General features: G+C 47.7%; 20 protein-coding genes. 1 reads left to right on the top strand and 19 read right to left on the bottom strand.

Annotated features, from left to right (window positions below):
- Positions 1–154: 154 nt before the first annotated feature.
- From recO to BBR47_RS10550, 16 genes are all read right to left on the bottom strand, one after another.
- Entirely contained in the window at positions 155–928 is a 774-nt protein-coding gene (gene recO / locus BBR47_RS10615; RefSeq protein WP_012685774.1) for a DNA repair protein RecO, read from the bottom strand.
- Entirely contained in the window at positions 919–1,074 is a 156-nt protein-coding gene (locus BBR47_RS30280) for a YqzL family protein (RefSeq protein WP_012685773.1), read from the bottom strand. The genes recO and BBR47_RS30280 overlap by 10 nt, the downstream gene beginning before the upstream one ends.
- A 104-nt stretch (positions 1,075–1,178) precedes the next feature.
- Complete coding sequence (gene era, locus BBR47_RS10610) at positions 1,179–2,096, bottom strand: GTPase Era (protein ID WP_012685772.1); 918 nt, start codon at positions 2,094–2,096, stop codon at positions 1,179–1,181.
- Complete coding sequence (gene cdd / locus BBR47_RS10605; protein WP_012685771.1) at positions 2,089–2,487, bottom strand: cytidine deaminase; 399 nt, start codon at positions 2,485–2,487, stop codon at positions 2,089–2,091. The genes era and cdd overlap by 8 nt, the downstream gene beginning before the upstream one ends.
- A gap of 123 nt (positions 2,488–2,610) precedes the next feature.
- Positions 2,611–2,982: a diacylglycerol kinase family protein gene (locus BBR47_RS10600; RefSeq protein WP_012685770.1), complete on the bottom strand. Its 372-nt coding sequence runs from the start codon at positions 2,980–2,982 to the stop codon at positions 2,611–2,613.
- Between the two features lie 9 nt (positions 2,983–2,991).
- On the bottom strand, positions 2,992–3,501 hold the full coding sequence (gene ybeY / locus BBR47_RS10595; RefSeq protein WP_253901956.1) for an rRNA maturation RNase YbeY: 510 nt from the start codon (positions 3,499–3,501) through the stop codon (positions 2,992–2,994).
- 3 nt (positions 3,502–3,504) lie between these two features.
- Positions 3,505–4,476: a PhoH family protein gene (locus tag BBR47_RS10590; RefSeq protein WP_012685769.1), complete on the bottom strand. Its 972-nt coding sequence runs from the start codon at positions 4,474–4,476 to the stop codon at positions 3,505–3,507.
- A 56-nt stretch (positions 4,477–4,532) separates the two neighbouring features.
- Positions 4,533–5,717 carry a sporulation protein YqfD gene (gene yqfD, locus BBR47_RS10585; protein WP_012685768.1) on the bottom strand — a complete coding sequence of 395 codons (1,185 nt, stop codon included), beginning with the start codon at positions 5,715–5,717 and terminating at the stop codon, positions 4,533–4,535.
- 27 nt (positions 5,718–5,744) lie between these two features.
- Complete coding sequence (gene yqfC, locus BBR47_RS10580; RefSeq protein WP_007727617.1) at positions 5,745–6,041, bottom strand: sporulation protein YqfC; 297 nt, start codon at positions 6,039–6,041, stop codon at positions 5,745–5,747.
- Between the two features lie 206 nt (positions 6,042–6,247).
- Complete coding sequence (locus BBR47_RS30845) at positions 6,248–6,418, bottom strand: sigma-70 family RNA polymerase sigma factor (protein WP_155801082.1); 171 nt, start codon at positions 6,416–6,418, stop codon at positions 6,248–6,250.
- A 170-nt stretch (positions 6,419–6,588) separates the two neighbouring features.
- Positions 6,589–7,089 carry a hypothetical protein gene (locus BBR47_RS10575; protein WP_012685766.1) on the bottom strand — a complete coding sequence of 167 codons (501 nt, stop codon included), beginning with the start codon at positions 7,087–7,089 and terminating at the stop codon, positions 6,589–6,591.
- Positions 7,090–7,100: 11 nt separating this feature from the next.
- Positions 7,101–8,105 (bottom strand): flotillin-like protein FloA, encoded by a 1,005-nt coding sequence (gene floA / locus BBR47_RS10570; RefSeq protein ID WP_012685765.1) that lies wholly within the window; start codon positions 8,103–8,105, stop codon positions 7,101–7,103.
- A 7-nt stretch (positions 8,106–8,112) separates the two neighbouring features.
- Positions 8,113–9,456 carry an NfeD family protein gene (locus BBR47_RS10565; protein ID WP_012685764.1) on the bottom strand — a complete coding sequence of 448 codons (1,344 nt, stop codon included), beginning with the start codon at positions 9,454–9,456 and terminating at the stop codon, positions 8,113–8,115.
- Positions 9,457–9,620: 164 nt separating this feature from the next.
- Complete coding sequence (locus BBR47_RS10560) at positions 9,621–10,067, bottom strand: GatB/YqeY domain-containing protein (RefSeq protein WP_007727628.1); 447 nt, start codon at positions 10,065–10,067, stop codon at positions 9,621–9,623.
- A 17-nt stretch (positions 10,068–10,084) separates the two neighbouring features.
- Positions 10,085–10,258, bottom strand: a complete 174-nt coding sequence (gene rpsU, locus BBR47_RS10555; protein ID WP_007727630.1) for a 30S ribosomal protein S21 — start codon at positions 10,256–10,258, stop codon at positions 10,085–10,087.
- Positions 10,259–10,371: 113 nt separating this feature from the next.
- Positions 10,372–10,695, bottom strand: coding sequence for a histidine triad nucleotide-binding protein (locus tag BBR47_RS10550; protein ID WP_012685763.1), 324 nt, complete (start codon positions 10,693–10,695; stop codon positions 10,372–10,374).
- A 154-nt stretch (positions 10,696–10,849) separates the two neighbouring features.
- Between BBR47_RS10550 and BBR47_RS10545 the strand changes: the two genes are divergently transcribed.
- Positions 10,850–12,232 carry a UDP-N-acetylmuramoyl-tripeptide--D-alanyl-D-alanine ligase gene (locus tag BBR47_RS10545; protein ID WP_012685762.1) on the top strand — a complete coding sequence of 461 codons (1,383 nt, stop codon included), beginning with the start codon at positions 10,850–10,852 and terminating at the stop codon, positions 12,230–12,232.
- A 48-nt stretch (positions 12,233–12,280) separates the two neighbouring features.
- Here the strand turns inward: BBR47_RS10545 and BBR47_RS10540 are convergent, their stop codons facing one another.
- The 3 genes from BBR47_RS10540 to BBR47_RS10530 all read right to left on the bottom strand — a co-directional run bounded on the left by BBR47_RS10540 (position 12,281) and on the right by BBR47_RS10530 (position 15,353).
- Entirely contained in the window at positions 12,281–13,414 is a 1,134-nt protein-coding gene (locus BBR47_RS10540) for a hypothetical protein (protein ID WP_012685761.1), read from the bottom strand.
- A gap of 111 nt (positions 13,415–13,525) precedes the next feature.
- Positions 13,526–14,362 (bottom strand): sugar phosphate isomerase/epimerase family protein, encoded by an 837-nt coding sequence (locus BBR47_RS10535; RefSeq protein WP_012685760.1) that lies wholly within the window; start codon positions 14,360–14,362, stop codon positions 13,526–13,528.
- 7 nt (positions 14,363–14,369) lie between these two features.
- On the bottom strand, positions 14,370–15,353 hold the full coding sequence (locus tag BBR47_RS10530) for a DUF6005 family protein (RefSeq protein ID WP_012685759.1): 984 nt from the start codon (positions 15,351–15,353) through the stop codon (positions 14,370–14,372).
- Positions 15,354–15,375: the final 22 nt, after the last annotated feature.

The following is a 15,375-nucleotide window of genomic DNA, read 5'->3' as shown; positions in this document are numbered from 1 at the left end:
TTGCTCCAGAACGCCCTTCATCAGCATGGTGACCGGGCTCCCACTATCCCCGATTCGCTACTCACAGCCAGTGGCCGACTACTCTTTTCCTTCACGGCAACATTCGGTATACAAGTTTGGTTCTTATCATAACGAAAACAAATTCGTATGTCAATTAGTCCTGATCTGATTGCGTCATTCTTTCCATACGCTCCAGTTGCTCCAGAAATGACCGACTTTTCAGCCTGAGATCCAGATACTCGTCCATGAAGCTCCGCAGTACATGCTTGAGCTGGTTGCGTGTAGCCGGTTTTACTTCAATGTCACCAAGCCGTTCCAAATCAAATACCTGGAACAGCCGTAACAGCTTCCAGGTCGAGGGTGTAACTGCCATCGCATACGGATCGGAAGGCAGGCAAACTGGGCACAACAGGCCGCCCTGCCCCACACTGATCGCATAGGGTTCGCGCTGTTCGCCACAGTTTGCACACGCTGTGAGCTGCGGGGAGATCCCCGCTACAATGAGCATCTTGGTCTCAAAAATCCGACACAGAATCTCAGCATCTCGTCCTTCATCCAAATGGCGGAACGTATGAAGAAGTAGCTGAAACAAATAGGGATTCGGCTCCCTTTCCTGCGTCAGTCGATCCAAAAGTTCTGCTATGTATGCGGCATAAGCCGTAGCAGTCAGGCTTTGCCGCATATCCCGGAACGAATCCAGCATATCTCCCTGAGAGAGATCAGGCATTCCCGTACCGGGTCCTGCCTTGCATAGATAATAACTATGCGAAAACAACTGGGAGACGGCGGCAAGACGGCTTTTGGTCTTTTTGGCACCACGGGCCATCACGCCTAATTTGCCGTTCTCCCGGGTAAACATTGTCACCACTTTACTGGACTCGCCATAGTCCACACTGCGAATGACAATCCCTTCCCATTTTACAAGCATGCCTGTGTGTCACCCAATTCTTCCTGGGCGAGATCAAACGAGGTCTCCTCGCTGGAAACATCTGTTTGATGGTGATCACGGTAGAGAAGGTAAGCATGGATGTCACCGGTTGAAGCGAAAACTCTCCAAGAAAAGTCACGAAGCAAGGAGCATCATCCTTTCCTATATCGGGTCTATCCACTTCCTTCTTAGAATCACCTTTGCCCGTTATTCTATGCCTTGGAAAAATTAACACATCGCGTTGGGAATATTATTGCTCGTCGTAGAAACCGAAGTTACGCAGCATCCGATCTTGGTTGCGCCAATCCTTTTTCACTTTGATCCAAAGCTCCAAAAATACTTGGTCCCCCATCAGTCGCTCGATATCCTTGCGCGCGCGTTGACCAATTTCTTTGAGCATCTGACCTTTTTGCCCGATCAAAATACCGCGCTGGGAATCCCGCTCTACATAAATGGCCGCGTAAATGTAAAGTGTCTTGCCATTTTCGCCTCGCTTCATTTCTTCAATGACGACAGCAATGGAGTGAGGTACTTCTTCTCTCGTCAAATGCAGAACTTTTTCCCGAATCAATTCAGCTGCTACAAAGCGTTCCGGATGGTCTGTCACCTGGTCAGCAGGGTAATACATCGGGCCTTCTTCCATTTCACCCAAAATAGCCTGCTGCAATGATGCTGTATTGTTACCTTCCAGAGCAGAGATCGGAACAATCTGCTTGAAATCATACAATTTGCGGTAATCGTCAATAATTGGCAACAATGCTTCCGGGTGTACTTTGTCAATTTTGTTGATGACCAAAAATACTGGCGTTTTGACCTGCTTCAACCGCTCGATGATGTAGTCATCCCCGGCTCCGCGTTTTTCTGTTGCATCGACAACAAACAAAACGAGGTCTACTTCGTTCAATGTATTTTCGGCAACCGAAACCATGTAGTTTCCGAGTTTGGATTGAGGCTTGTGAATCCCCGGTGTATCCAAGAAAATAATTTGACCCTCTTCGGTCGTATGCACCGCTGTAATTTTGTTGCGTGTCGTTTGCGGTTTATTCGACATGATGGCAATTTTATGCCCTACAATATGATTCAACAGTGTTGATTTCCCAACATTTGGGCGTCCCACGATGGAGACAAAGCCAGATTTAAACGATTGCTTGGTCTTGCGATTATCCACGTAAATCCTCCTTGGTGAATGCGCCTGGAAGCAGGGCAGATACTGTCGTTTCCCAAATGTCGCCTTTGAGATTCGTCAAAAATACAGGCATGTCCGACGGGCACAGCTCCGCGATGACTTGTCGGCAAGCCCCGCACGGTGACACAGCTTGTGGCGTATCGGCAGCGACAGCTAATGCCTTGTAAGTCCGATCACCTTCCGAATACGCTTTAAAAAGAGCTGTACGCTCTGCGCAGTTGCACAGCGAGTACGCTGCATTTTCGATATTGCCTCCCAAATAAACCTTGCCACTCTCAGCTAAAAGAGCTGCTCCGACCTGAAACTTGGAGTACGGTACATAAGCGAGCTTTCTGGCTTCGATTGCTTGTGCTAATAATGCTTGTTTATCCATTTTCATCATTCCTCATATGATTGTTCTTTAACATCATTTCACAACAGAATCTGTCCAAAGAGACACGAAGAAACCAGACTGAAAGGTCAACTGGAATGACCCGTCCGGTATCACTAGTAAAAACTATCCCCATACTTTTTGCAACAGTGGCTGTCCAAATACGATGACTCCGATGATAAAAGACAGGATCGCCGCCACAAGCACAGCTCCTGCTCCCACATCTTTGGCAATCTTCGCCTTGGCGTGCCATTCCGGGGAAGCTAAATCAACGACTGCTTCGATCGAAGTATTTACCAGCTCAAGGGAGAAGACCAAACCGATAGAAAAAAGGACCAGCAAAACATCGCTGCGGGGTATCTGCAGCCACCACGCTGCCGCCAGCACCACTATGGCTGCGGCTACGTGGATTTGCATGTTTCGCTGTGTCCGTACGGTATAGGAAATTCCTTGCAGAGCGTAGGTGAAGCTGCGAGTCAATCGTCGCCATTCCTTCAACGTAATCTCCTACCTCGTCAAGCCGATTTCTTCCAGTACCTTTTCTTGACGTGAAAACATTTCCTTCTCTTCTTCTGGCGTCCCATGATCATAGCCCAGAAGGTGAAGAAAACCATGAACCGTGAGAAATCCGAGTTCGCGTTCGAATGAATGACCATAGTCTTCGGCCTGCTCATGTGCTTTTGGCACCGAGATGATGATATCTCCAAGCATATTCGGAAACTCGCTGGCCTCATCCTCATCAATGAAGATTTCCATTTCCCCTTCACCTGGCTCATTCATCGCAAAGGACAGAACATCCGTAGGCCGATCAACGCCACGATAGTCGCGATTTAGCTCGTGGATGCGCTCGTTGTTCACCAGCGTGACAACTACTTCTCCTTGTACCTCTTCCAGCTTTGCCGCTGCTTCCAGACAACGGACAAGCAGGTTTTGCAAATTCTCATCGATCGGTTCGATTTCTTCATGAAGGATTTCTACAGATAACACAGGTAAACGATCTCCTTTTTGTGACGCCATTTATTAATAGCCGTGTTCTACTTCTTCCTTGGCATAAGCAGCGATGATTTTTTGTACCAGACTGTGACGAACGACGTCTCCCTCTTGGAAATGAATAAAGGCTACATCGGAAATCGGATTTAAGATGCGCTGTGCTTCGCGCAATCCGGATTTCTTGCCTTTTGGCAAATCCACCTGAGTCACATCACCCGTAATGACCATTTTGGAACCAAAGCCAAGCCTGGTCAAAAACATTTTCATTTGCTCGGGAGTCGTGTTCTGGGCTTCATCCAAAATAACGAAGGAATCTTCGAGCGTACGACCACGCATGTACGCCAAAGGAGCAACCTCAATAAGTCCTCGTTCCATCATTTTGGCGACTTGTTCATTGCCCAGCATGTCGTACAAGGCATCATAGAGCGGACGCAGGTAAGGGTCTACTTTTTCCTGCAAATCTCCTGGCAAAAATCCAAGGCTCTCCCCCGCTTCTACGGCCGGTCTGGTAAGAACGATCCGTTTGACACGCCCATTTTTCAACGCATTTACTGCTGTGACAACAGCCAAATACGTTTTTCCTGTACCAGCTGGTCCAATTCCAAACACAATGTCATGCTTCTTGATCGCAGACAAATAATGACGCTGGCCCAAAGTCTTTGCCCTGATTACTTTGCCACGTTGGGTACGAGCGACTTCTTCATCATACACATCGAGCAGTTGGGCACCTTCTCCCCGTTCAATCAACGACATCGCATAAGAGATGTCTCTCTCGGACAGGGCAATCCCTCTGCGAATCAACTGTAGCAGAATTTCAATTAACGCTGTCAGTTTGTCCACTTCCGGCTTATCCCCGCTAATAACCAGTTCGCCTTCTCGGGTCATGATTTTGGCGGAATTTCTTTGCTCGATCAGTGTTAGGTACGCGTCATGTGGTCCGAACAACAGCAAGGCCTCAGATGCGTCTGAAAACGGGATTCTTACCTCATCTTGTACGTGCAACAGGCTTCCATCTCCTTGCAACGGTAATCAGCAATGCGTCATTTGCTTGCCATCCCTCACTGCCCAACAAAAGGCTGTTCAATGGCAATATCTTCAATGACGGAAAAATGAATGCTTACGTAAACTTTACCATTCTCTGTTGTGACGTGCAAAACTTTTTCGTCCTGAATGAACGCATCTTTTCCAGCTTTTTTCAAGATATCCTCCCTGGCGAATTTTTTAGCCAGCTCCGTCGCTTCCTCTACGCTCATTTCTGTTTGAACGGGTTCTGTTTGCGCGTACGTTACTGTCTTCCAGCCAAGTGGTGAGGTATATCCCGCATAGGAGGGCAGAAACCGTTGTTCTGCCATTTCGGCTTGTGCAAAGGACTGTTTTTCAAAGGGCCACACGTATACCGCATAGGGGCCTACGAGCAAGTATTGATGCTGAAGCTTTTCTCCCGTCAAACGGTGCAACGCTTGTTTTAGCGGGACGGATGTGTTACTTATATACCACACTTCCCCTTGCACCTTGCCTCGTGCTGATACGGCTTGTTGACGGTCGTCATTGCCGATGATCCCGGAAATAAGCACTTGGCCTTTTTCTACCAATTGATTGCTCACAACCTGACTGCGACCAACCTCCGGGAGAATTTTATGGACAACAGCCCTCTTTTTCGCTACAAGATGACGGGGACCAGTTGCAAGCGGCTTTACGGGAGCCTCTTTTTCAACCACCTGAAGCATGACCTTGGTTCCTTGAATCTCAATTCCAACCCAGGACGCTTCAGGCAACAGACTCAACAGCTCTTTTTGCAAAACCAACGGTTCTTTTAGTTTGACCTTCCATGCCCCTTCTTTAATCCCTACTTGTTCGGCGGCTTGAATCACTCGTCGCGGATCAACCATTTTCGTCCCACTCACTTCCACACTCCAAACAAAAGAGGAGAGCATGTACAATCCGATGAAAAAAAGAGCAGCCCCAATTGCCAGTCCAGATCGTCTACGTATACGCAACAGCCAGAAAGGTAGCCCATCTCTTGCCTCGACGTGACTGCGACAGCCTGTCTCTTTTAAAAGCGGCCGCAAACGAAAATAATCCCGAATCAAAATATCGCAGCGAGTCACCTCTTCTCCTACCCTGCGAATATTCCAGATTCGAATTCCATCCCGTACGGCCATATTCAGCATCCGCTCAAACCGTTTTCCCCGAACGGTAATGGTTACATGTCCATCCACCCACTCCTTGATTCCATACCTCATACGTGCCGCCCCCTACCTTAACAAAGATTACGAGCTCTGTGGTCCCGTCTCCAAAAATTTCACGCCACCGATTCTGCCTTCTAACAGAACCTCCTCAGGTAAAATCGCTCGGATGACAAGCTGTTCACCTGAAACAATCATTTGACCGTTCGTCAACAACAGGCGAAGCTCTTTTTCGCTAAAATGCAAGACTCCTCGATGATTCTCTATATACATTTGCAAATGGCCGATCATCGTGATGCGCGGGACTTCCAGGACTACATCTTGCGGCAGATCCAACACCCCTCCGGCCAACTGGCGCAGACGGCGGCTCCAACGCTTCATGGATTAGCCCCCCTTCTCGTTCTATATATTGGCGGATATGACGATCTCAACTGTTTGCAGGTGCAAAACCATTCTTATCTATGCGTATGCGCGAGCATAAAGTGGCATTCATCAAAAACGGTCACAAAAAAAGAGCCCTCATCGCTCGCAATTTGGCAAGCAGGTGAGAACTCCCTTTTTGAAATACATGTAACAAAATCCATTGATTATTTGCTTTCTTGTGTAAGTGCCTTCCATTTTTTCATGACTCGTTTTACTTTCTCAGCGGAACAACCGCACGCGATCGCTGTTTCATACACTGATTTCTTTTCGAAGATGGCAAGCCGAATCACTTTTTGGCGAAACCGCCCCATTTGTTCGAAAATTTGTTGATTCATCGCTTGACCTCTACTCCTTCTTCTATTCGGAAGAATTTTCTTTACATTCAGGATAGTCAACCGGGATACGAGAAACAAGACAAGTTGTTCGAGATATTTCGACATGAAAACATTGCGTATCAAGAAAAACAGGCGAACCGAGGTTCACCTGTTTTGACTTGCTGCTATTATCAAATCTTTCTTTGCCGAACCTGCTGGGCGTACGGAGCTTTAGAGCGCGGCTCTCCAAAAATGAGTGCCCATTTCATCCCATCACGCGGATTGCCGTGTTTCGCTTTGAGAGTACTCGCTCGTTCCAAATCAGCAACCTTCTTCGTTTCCGATTCCTTCACTGTGATGGTCGGACCCGTCGAAGCACGAGCTGGACTGGAAAATGCCCATTCCTGCTCAACTCCAACCCCTTCCATCGATTCTTGCTGAAGTGGCTCGTATTTAGAGGATGCTCGCACCGTCTCTCTGCCGTACTCCTCCGTTTCCATCGGGATTTCCGACGTGCTTACCGGGGTAAGCGGAGGCATTTTCTTGCCTTGAGACATCTTCTTCTTTCCGGTTTTGCCAAGGGCTTTATATCCTAAGTAGCCAAGGATGACAAACCAGAACTTGCCAATGAGCGGGATGATCCACTCGACTAAATCCAGTAAATCTACGACGAGATCCATGAGATCTTCCATGGCAATCGCCCTTATTCTTTCTCGTCTGGCAAAGCAGGATCTTGTTTGTCACCTGCATGCCCAAAAGATTGACGCATTTGTGTATCAGCAGCAATGTTTTGCATGTTGTAATAATCCATTACGCCCATTTTGCCGCTTTTCAAAGCTTCGGACAAAGCGAGTGGTACTTGTGCTTCTGCTTCTACTACTTTTGCCTTCATTTCTTGTACGCGCGCGATCATTTCTTGCTCTTGGGCTACCGCCATGGCACGACGCTCTTCCGCTTTCGCTTGGGCAATACGTTTATCTGCTTCTGCTTGGTCGGTTTGCAATTGTGCCCCGATGTTCTTCCCTACATCCACGTCCGCAATATCAATCGAGAGAATTTCAAAAGCAGTTCCGGCATCCAGACCTTTGTTCAATACCGTTTTGGAGATCAGATCCGGATTTTCCAATACGTCCTTATGTCCTTTTGACGAACCAATTGTCGATACGATCCCCTCACCAACACGGGCGATGATGGTTTCTTCACCAGCACCACCGACCAATCGATCAATGTTGGCACGAACCGTTACTTTTGCACGAGTGCGCAGCTCGATACCGTCTTTTGCCATAGCTGCAACCACAGGTGTTTCAATCACTTTCGGGTTAACGCTCATTTGTACCGCTTCCAATACATCACGACCAGCCAGATCAATGGCTGCAGCTCGTTCGAAGCCAAGTGGAATATCCGCGCGTTGTGCTGCTACGAGCGCATCTACTACACGGTCTACGTTACCGCCAGCGAGATAATGGCTCTCCAATTGGTTTGTATCCAGCTGCAAGCCCGCTTTACGCGCTTTAATCAACGGATTCACGATACGAGATGGTACGACGCGACGCAGGCGCATAGCGACGAGGGTAATAATCCCGATATTCACACCGGAAGCCAGCGCAGAAATCCAGAGCATGACTGGTACGAACGAGAAGAAAACTGAGAGTACAACAATGGCTACTGCCACCATAAAAATAAGGGGAATCAAACCGCCTTCAAACATGAAGAGCTCACTCCTTTTGTTCTAGTTCGGCAACGACGATACGCGTGCCTTCTACTTGCACAACGGTGATGGCGGTACCTGCTTCAATGAACCCACCAACCGATACGGCATCCACACGTTTTCCTTCCACCTTGACGACCCCAGCCGGGCGCAATGGCGTTAGCGCGATGCCTGATTTTCCTTCCAGCTCACGCTGATCGCGCGGAGCTACGTAACCTTCCTCACTGCTTTGCGTCTCACCCAAGACAAACTTGTTGAATAAACCTTTGACCCCGTATTTCTTCACTAACATGAATGCTACAATTACCGTGACCAAAGCGGCTACACCCAGGGATGCGAGCCCTTGCTTCGTATCGTAGGCTGCCATTACGAGACCTGTCACAATGCTCAGGAAGCCAATCGCACCGACAATGCCGCCCGGAAGAAAAATTTCCAGAAGCATCAGTAAGATTCCGACGACAAACAGTCCGATGTGCAACCAGTTGGCAAATCCCGCTACATAATGACCGAAGAAATACAGACTAAAGGCGAAGAGCGAAATCGTCCCCGCAACCCCAAAGCCAGGAGCAAACAGTTCAACTACAATTCCTCCCAATCCAATGATGAGCAAAAGACTCATCACAATGGGACTCGTCACCCATCTAGCTACCAGCTCGCCACCGGTTGGCTCAATGGCCTGAAGGGAATCTGGCTGAATGCCAAGCTTTTTTAGCAGTTCTTCCTTATTGGACACCACATCATCCGCATAACCCAACCGCTTCGCTTGCTGGGCATCGAGAGAGAGCACCGTGCCTTTTGGCTTTAATCCCGGGAATTCTGTATCGATTTCCACCATCGCGCGAGCAACGTCAGGATTGCGATTATTCAGCTCAGCTGCCGCCTTCATTTTATTACTCCAACCGGAAATGAACTTGATATCTGCTGCATTCCCTGCCAAGTCAATCGGTGTGGCTGCCCCCATGCTACTACCCGGAGTCATAATAATTTCATTTGCATTCAGGGCGATGTAAGTTCCCGCTGAAAAAGCCTGGTTATCAATGTAGGCTATCACATGCATGGGAGCCTGACGGATCAACTGCCCAATCTGGTCGGCAGCGTTCACTTCTCCACCTGGCGTATTGATATGCAAGATAACAAGATCTGCCTGTTGCTGCTGTGCGTCAGCAAATGCTCTGTGTAAAAAGCTCTCCAGCCCTCGCTCGATCGTGCTATCTACTGGAATCCAGACAGCTTTTTGATAGGTCTTGGCTGTTGTGGACGCGGGAGCAAAAAGCATCGTCATACCCATAATCAGGCAAAGAAGTGAAAAAAGCAATCGCACGCGGCTTTTTACTAGCCTTGTTGCACTCATTGCATGTACCTCCTTTCCTTCTATCAGCTTCAACTTGTGTGCAATAAGGTATACGAAAGAGGTTGGCAATCGTTTCATATTTCTTTCACATTTGGAAAAAAGAAAAACCCAACCTTTACAGGTTGAGTTTTTCTGTTCGTATCTATATGAGGTGTTACTCGCGTCTACGATGGTAGTTCCTCAGATACAATCTTTTGCACGAGGTTTCCGTCTGCTCTGCCTTTCACTTTCGGCATGATCGCACCCATCACTTTGCCCATCTCCTTTTTGGAGGAGGCATTGGTAGCTGCGATACCTTCCCGAACGATATCACGAATTTCGTCTTCGCTAAGCTGAGCGGGTAAGTAAGCGGAGAGCACGTCGATCTCTTCGCGCGTTTTCGAGGCAAGTTCCACGCGGCCTGCCTTCTCAAATTCGTGGAGGGATTCACGGCGTTGTTTTAACTCACGAGTCAAGATGGTCAGCACTTCGTCTTCAGACAAAAGTCTGCCCTTGTTAATCTCTTCGTTCTTTAATGCGGCTTTCACCATGCGAATAACAGAGAGTTTTAGAGCAGCTCTGTCCTTCATTGCCTGCTTCATATCTTGATCGAGTCGCTCCATTACACTCATGATGAGCCCTCCGTCAATTAAAACTTGCGTTTGCGAGCTGCTTCGGATTTCTTCTTGCGCTTAATGCTAGGCTTCTCAAAGTGGCGACGTTTACGCAGTTCCGCCATCACCCCGGATTTTGCGCTTTCACGCTTGAAGCGGCGAAGTGCGCTATCCAAAGACTCGTTTTTCTTGACTCGAATTTCTGCCATTTGTCTTCCCTCCCTCCGCTAAAACCGTGGGACGCCTGAGTCGAACGTACGAACAGACTGTCACACTTCATTATAGGATAATTGACTAAAGAAGGTCAACCTTTAGTTCAATTTTATTCGTAAAAACCGGACAACAGGTGATAATGGATGTGGAAAACCTCTTGCCCACCCTCTTTGCCACAGTTGTTAATCAAGCGAAATCCTGGCAGCTCCAGCTTTTTCGCCAGAAGTTGTGCTACATGGTGGATATGTCCGATCAGCGGCAGGTCCTCGGCGCTTACATCCATTAGCGTCGGAATTGGCTTACGCGGGATGATCAACAAGTGAACGCGTGCTTTTGGTGCAATATCGTGGATGACAATGACGTGCTCGTCCTCATACTCGATACGAGCAGGAATTTCACCATCCATGATTTTGGTAAAAATACTTTTTTCCATGGGAGACTCCTTTCTTCCTCATGTATGTGGATAGTTATGTATGTAAGGATTGATCGTATCATATTCCCTCACTTTTGTCTTGCGGAGCTACTTAACGCATGGTAGCATGACTTCGAGGTTGAAACAGGATAACAAGAAAAAGGAGTTCGTGCAGATGAAACCAATTGCACTGGATCAGGCAGCAATCAACGCAGAAGGGATTTTGATCGCTGGTTCCCCAGGGCTTGCCTTGTCATCCGTTCACTTTGATACCCGCGAGCTGACTGTGGGATCTTTGTTTGTAGCGCTGACAGGCGGCGCACGGGATGGACATGATTTTTTGTTACAAGCAGCTGAGCAAGGAGCCGTAGCTGCTCTCGTTTCGAATCAGGAGAAGATTCCTGGGGACTTGCCAAACGATTTTGGGTTAATTCTCGTCAATGATACACTGCGTGGCTTTCAAAAGCTGGCTGCCGCTTATCGGAAAAGCTTTTCGTTCCCTCGCATCGCCATTACCGGAAGTATCGGGAAAACAACCGTGAAGGACATCGTGGCACACGTACTTGCGAGCCGTTCGCCTGTATACAAGACATATAAAAACTTCAACAACCACATCGGTGTACCTTTGTCGTTATTGCAGATGGAAGAAAACCATCAAGCTGCTGTACTGGAGCTCGGGATGAACCACGCCGGGGAAATTGATCTGCTCGCTTCGCTGGTCCAGCCAGATATTAGCGTGATTACATTTATCGGAGAGTCCCATATTGAGTATTTTGGCACGCGTGAAAAAATAGCTCTCGCAAAGGCGGAACTGCTTCCTCATACCGCTCTTGACGGGCTTGTGCTGCTCAATAAGGATTCGGAGTATCTTCGGTTGATAGCCCATCTGTATCCGGGTGAACTCATGTACTACTCTGTTAATGAGAAAGCGGATATTTGGGCAGAGCAAATCGAAACGGTTGAAGGTGGGACTCGTTTCAAAGTATACCTTGCCTCCGGGGAGTATTTCGAGGCATTCCTTCCGCTCCACGGCCGCCACAGTGTCCTGAATGCACTGCCTGCTGTCGCGATTGCCAAGAGGCTCGGAATGGATACGGAGCAAATCGCTTATGCCTTGTCCACCGTTCAGCTCTCCGCCATGCGATTTGAGCAAATCAACGGGAAGCACGCTACTGTGTATATCAGTGATGCGTACAATGCCAGCCCCGTCTCCATGGAGGCTGCCGTACGGACATTTGCTGAGCTATACCCTGAGTGCGCAAGAATCGTCGTGTTAGGTGACATGTACGAGCTTGGACCAGATAGCAGGGCTATGCACGCGGGCGTCGGAGCCTCGATTCAAGACATCGCCGAGCGCTTCGAGCTGCTCGTGACAATCGGTGAAGATTCACGCCATCTCCATGATGCTTATGCAGGGAAAAAGTTGCACTTCGCGACCAAAGCAGAGGCAATGGCTGCTCTACTGCCGCTACGGGATGAAAAACATGCCTTTTTGTTCAAGGCTTCCAAAGGTATGTCATTATGGACACTCATTACTGATCTGGAAGGTCACGAATAATCGAAAGAGAAAGCCGCCTCTCGTATCATACGGGAGACGGCTTCTTTTTTATGATCGCAGTTCAATGACATTGTTGGAAGGCCCCAACTTTTCAGGCGAAAAATCGCTATAGTGGATCGATGCGAGATCAGCTACATAATACGACTTGCCGTCCTTTGCCCAGCCGATGATGCGCTGATTGTCACTTAAGTCGTAATAGCCAGGCATTCCCTTGTCAGGAGAACCGAATGGATAGCTGCATTTCGTGACTTCTTTGCATGATTGCATGTACATATACGAGTCTTGAGAATTGGAAGTACGAGCGTGCTGTTCTACTGCCATCTGATGCCCTGCTGGCGACCAAACAATCTTGTCCAAGTAGCTCTCAGTGAACACGGAATCCTTCAAATTGACCTTTTTCCCTGTCTGCAAATCCAGCATGTATTCCTCTGTATTGGTTCGCATATACCGGTACTTCATATCGTTGGAGTAAGAAGGGAATGTCGTCATGTTATGATCGTATTTCAGGCCAGTCGGTAAGTCTAACTCCTTGTATGCGGTTTGCGTTTTGTAAAACAGCTTTTTCGAATTCGGCACCCAGTAATACCTTTCTTCTTCTGTTCCACTCGGCCATTCATACTGGTCATTCTTTTTCATTTTGAGTGTAGGCAGGTGCTGCAAGATCAGATGACCGCTTACTTTGGAATTGGAAGAGAGCATGTCCATACGGGTGAACACCATGTACTGTTCATCCGGTGAAACGGAAAAATCAAGGACGGGATACTGAGCTGCTGCCGGGACGAGTACCGTTTTTTTCCCATCTGGAAGACTGAGCTTTACGATACCGCCGTTTTCACGAACGTAGAGTGCGTCTTGCTTCGGCGACCATTTGCCATAGCCGGATAGCTGCGTCATCTTTTTGGTTTGCATATCGTACAGGTACGGTATGGTTCGGTCTGTCTTCCCATATCCGATTCGCTCCCCGTATACAAACCTGCCCGATGGCGACATGCTCGCCCGGTGAATCAAGGTCATGTTCGTCACGGTTTTTGTCACTTTTCCATCTACCGGTACTTGATAGATGACGACTGGCTCTGGCTTGCGAGGGTCTGCCTTCGCAGGAGCAGAAGCATTGATTTGTCCAGGAACAAGGATGCCCAGCAAGGAAATCAGCAAGCATGAGAGCAATAGGTGTTTTTTCATCAAGGGTCCTCCCGAATAAGTAATCAATACGTAGACGCTCACTGGAAGCACTTGGTTTCCTTTTACACGAAAAAAGATCGGAAGCACCCCTGCGCCCCCGACCTTTTTCACTTACGCACGAACCATCATTGCCTTCCGCAACCACTCTACCTCTTCCGCTAATACACGCTGCGGACTCTGACCAAACCATTCAATCGATGCAAAATAATCCGTATCCGCAATCTTTTCTAAAATAGGCCCATAATCTACAACACCTTCACCGAGCAATACCATTCCCTCACGATCGCCGTTAGGGGCATATACATTATGCGGAGCGAATACTGGTAAATGATCCGATGAAGAAATATTTTTCAAATGATAATGAGCTACCCACGGTCTCAATTGCTCGTACGCATCGATCGGATCAGCACCGGATTCCCAGATATGAAGAAAATCAAGATTCACTTTTAGTGCAGGATGATTGACTTCCTGCAACAAGGCAAGTGTAGAACTCAGCGAATCTGTAAGCGTGTTCGGATGTGTTTCGACCAAAAGCTGAATCCCGTGCTCTTGACACATCTTACATAAGATTTGCAGATGATACACATAGCGTGCACGCTCTTCTGGCCCTACTTCTTGACTTGCCTTCTGTCCAGCAAACGTCCTGATTTGCTTCACATGTAACAGATTCGCCAGTGAAATGAGTCTTTTTGCTTTTTCCAATGTACGCTGAAATCCAGATGAAGTAGCAATATCCAGATAATCGCTAAGCATGGAGATACTCATGCCTTGATCCCTGACCAGCCTTACCTGCTCCTCCATCTCTACTCGATCATGATCGTACAGATGCTGGGCGTGAGTTCCCCATAACTCGATTCCATCAAAATGATGACGATGAGCAAATTGAACAAGCTGTGCAAACGAAATCAACTGGTGGCGAAAAGTAATTGTGCACAATGAGAGTTTCATATGATCTTTACCTCCACCCTTTTTCGTCGACAGTGACGAGACTTTTATCCATTTGGGTCCACAGAACAAACTGACGTTCCAACTCTTTTTTCACTTCAAGCTCGATCAGATCAATCTCTTCAAGCGCCTCGATAATCGGAGGCAACAACGCCATATTCTTGGTCATCGCCATTTTGACAGACAAGTACTGAGCTGTCGTAAACCCTTGGTAGATGTCCTCCACTTTGTAGGCAATGCGCAAAAACTCATCACGATGGTATTGCAGGTAATCTTGCAGATAGAGAAATGCGTACTCGTAGCTGTATTTGCGGATTGCAATCACTTTCACTTGAGTCACTGCCGCAAGCAACATGTCCAAGTTGTATCCATTGCGTCCTTCTGCCATGTCTGTAATCAATTGCTTCAGTTCAAGGGTGAACGGGTTATGATCACGCTTGAGTGCGTCGTAGAAATAGTCGTGGATCATTTCATAGGTTGGTTCCTTAATTTCACTCGCATCCACCATAAAGCCGCCACCAAACGGATTTTCCAAGAAGGCTTTGATCACCGTCTCCTTCTTCACATTGCCCTCCCAACGAAAATCCGGGTCAAACATAAACCACTCATCCTCATTCTCCGTCTTTGAAATCATCAAAAAATGCGGGAATGGCTTCAACGCAAATTTATTATCTCGTTCTGGAACCAGCGACATGTCTATCTGAACAAGGACAAACTGATCCTCGGTACGCTTATCGATTAGCTCTAAGAACATGTCCAGATTGGAGGCTTTATCTTGGGAATGATCATACCATTCTGTTACTTTCGCTCGGAAAAGTCGCTCATATCCCTTGATAATCTCCTCATGGTTATCAATGTAATAGGTGACCACACCTTGATCTGTAATGGAGTACTCGGCATCCCATATGCCAAAATAATAGGGACGATAATCAATCTTTGTGCGGCGCTTAATCACTTCGCATAGGCAAGAAATGATGCAATGAACCTTAACCATTCTGTATCCCCCACTCGCTGTT

Origin of the sequence: Brevibacillus brevis NBRC 100599 (assembly GCF_000010165.1) — a bacterium.
GTDB lineage: Bacteria > Bacillota > Bacilli > Brevibacillales > Brevibacillaceae > Brevibacillus > Brevibacillus brevis_D.
The sequence above is the reverse complement of the archived record's forward strand: the minus strand, read 5'-3'. Positions and strand labels throughout refer to the sequence as shown.

Coding starts and splice junctions, on each gene's coding strand:
- yqfD (WP_012685768.1), bottom strand. CDS start 5,717: ATGAGGTATGGAATCAAGGAGTGGGTGGATGGACATGTAACCATTACC.
- cdd (WP_012685771.1), bottom strand. CDS start 2,487: ATGGATAAACAAGCATTATTAGCACAAGCAATCGAAGCCAGAAAGCTC.
- recO (WP_012685774.1), bottom strand. CDS start 928: ATGCTTGTAAAATGGGAAGGGATTGTCATTCGCAGTGTGGACTATGGC.
- yqfC (WP_007727617.1), bottom strand. CDS start 6,041: ATGAAGCGTTGGAGCCGCCGTCTGCGCCAGTTGGCCGGAGGGGTGTTG.
- BBR47_RS10535 (WP_012685760.1), bottom strand. CDS start 14,362: ATGAAACTCTCATTGTGCACAATTACTTTTCGCCACCAGTTGATTTCG.
- ybeY (WP_253901956.1), bottom strand. CDS start 3,501: ATGGCGTCACAAAAAGGAGATCGTTTACCTGTGTTATCTGTAGAAATC.
- BBR47_RS10550 (WP_012685763.1), bottom strand. CDS start 10,695: ATGGAAAAAAGTATTTTTACCAAAATCATGGATGGTGAAATTCCTGCT.
- BBR47_RS10575 (WP_012685766.1), bottom strand. CDS start 7,089: ATGGAAGATCTCATGGATCTCGTCGTAGATTTACTGGATTTAGTCGAG.
- BBR47_RS10560 (WP_007727628.1), bottom strand. CDS start 10,067: ATGAGTGTAATGGAGCGACTCGATCAAGATATGAAGCAGGCAATGAAG.
- BBR47_RS10545 (WP_012685762.1), top strand. CDS start 10,850: ATGAAACCAATTGCACTGGATCAGGCAGCAATCAACGCAGAAGGGATT.
- rpsU (WP_007727630.1), bottom strand. CDS start 10,258: ATGGCAGAAATTCGAGTCAAGAAAAACGAGTCTTTGGATAGCGCACTT.
- BBR47_RS10530 (WP_012685759.1), bottom strand. CDS start 15,353: ATGGTTAAGGTTCATTGCATCATTTCTTGCCTATGCGAAGTGATTAAG.
- BBR47_RS10565 (WP_012685764.1), bottom strand. CDS start 9,456: ATGAGTGCAACAAGGCTAGTAAAAAGCCGCGTGCGATTGCTTTTTTCA.
- BBR47_RS30845 (WP_155801082.1), bottom strand. CDS start 6,418: ATGAATCAACAAATTTTCGAACAAATGGGGCGGTTTCGCCAAAAAGTG.
- BBR47_RS10540 (WP_012685761.1), bottom strand. CDS start 13,414: ATGAAAAAACACCTATTGCTCTCATGCTTGCTGATTTCCTTGCTGGGC.
- floA (WP_012685765.1), bottom strand. CDS start 8,105: ATGTTTGAAGGCGGTTTGATTCCCCTTATTTTTATGGTGGCAGTAGCC.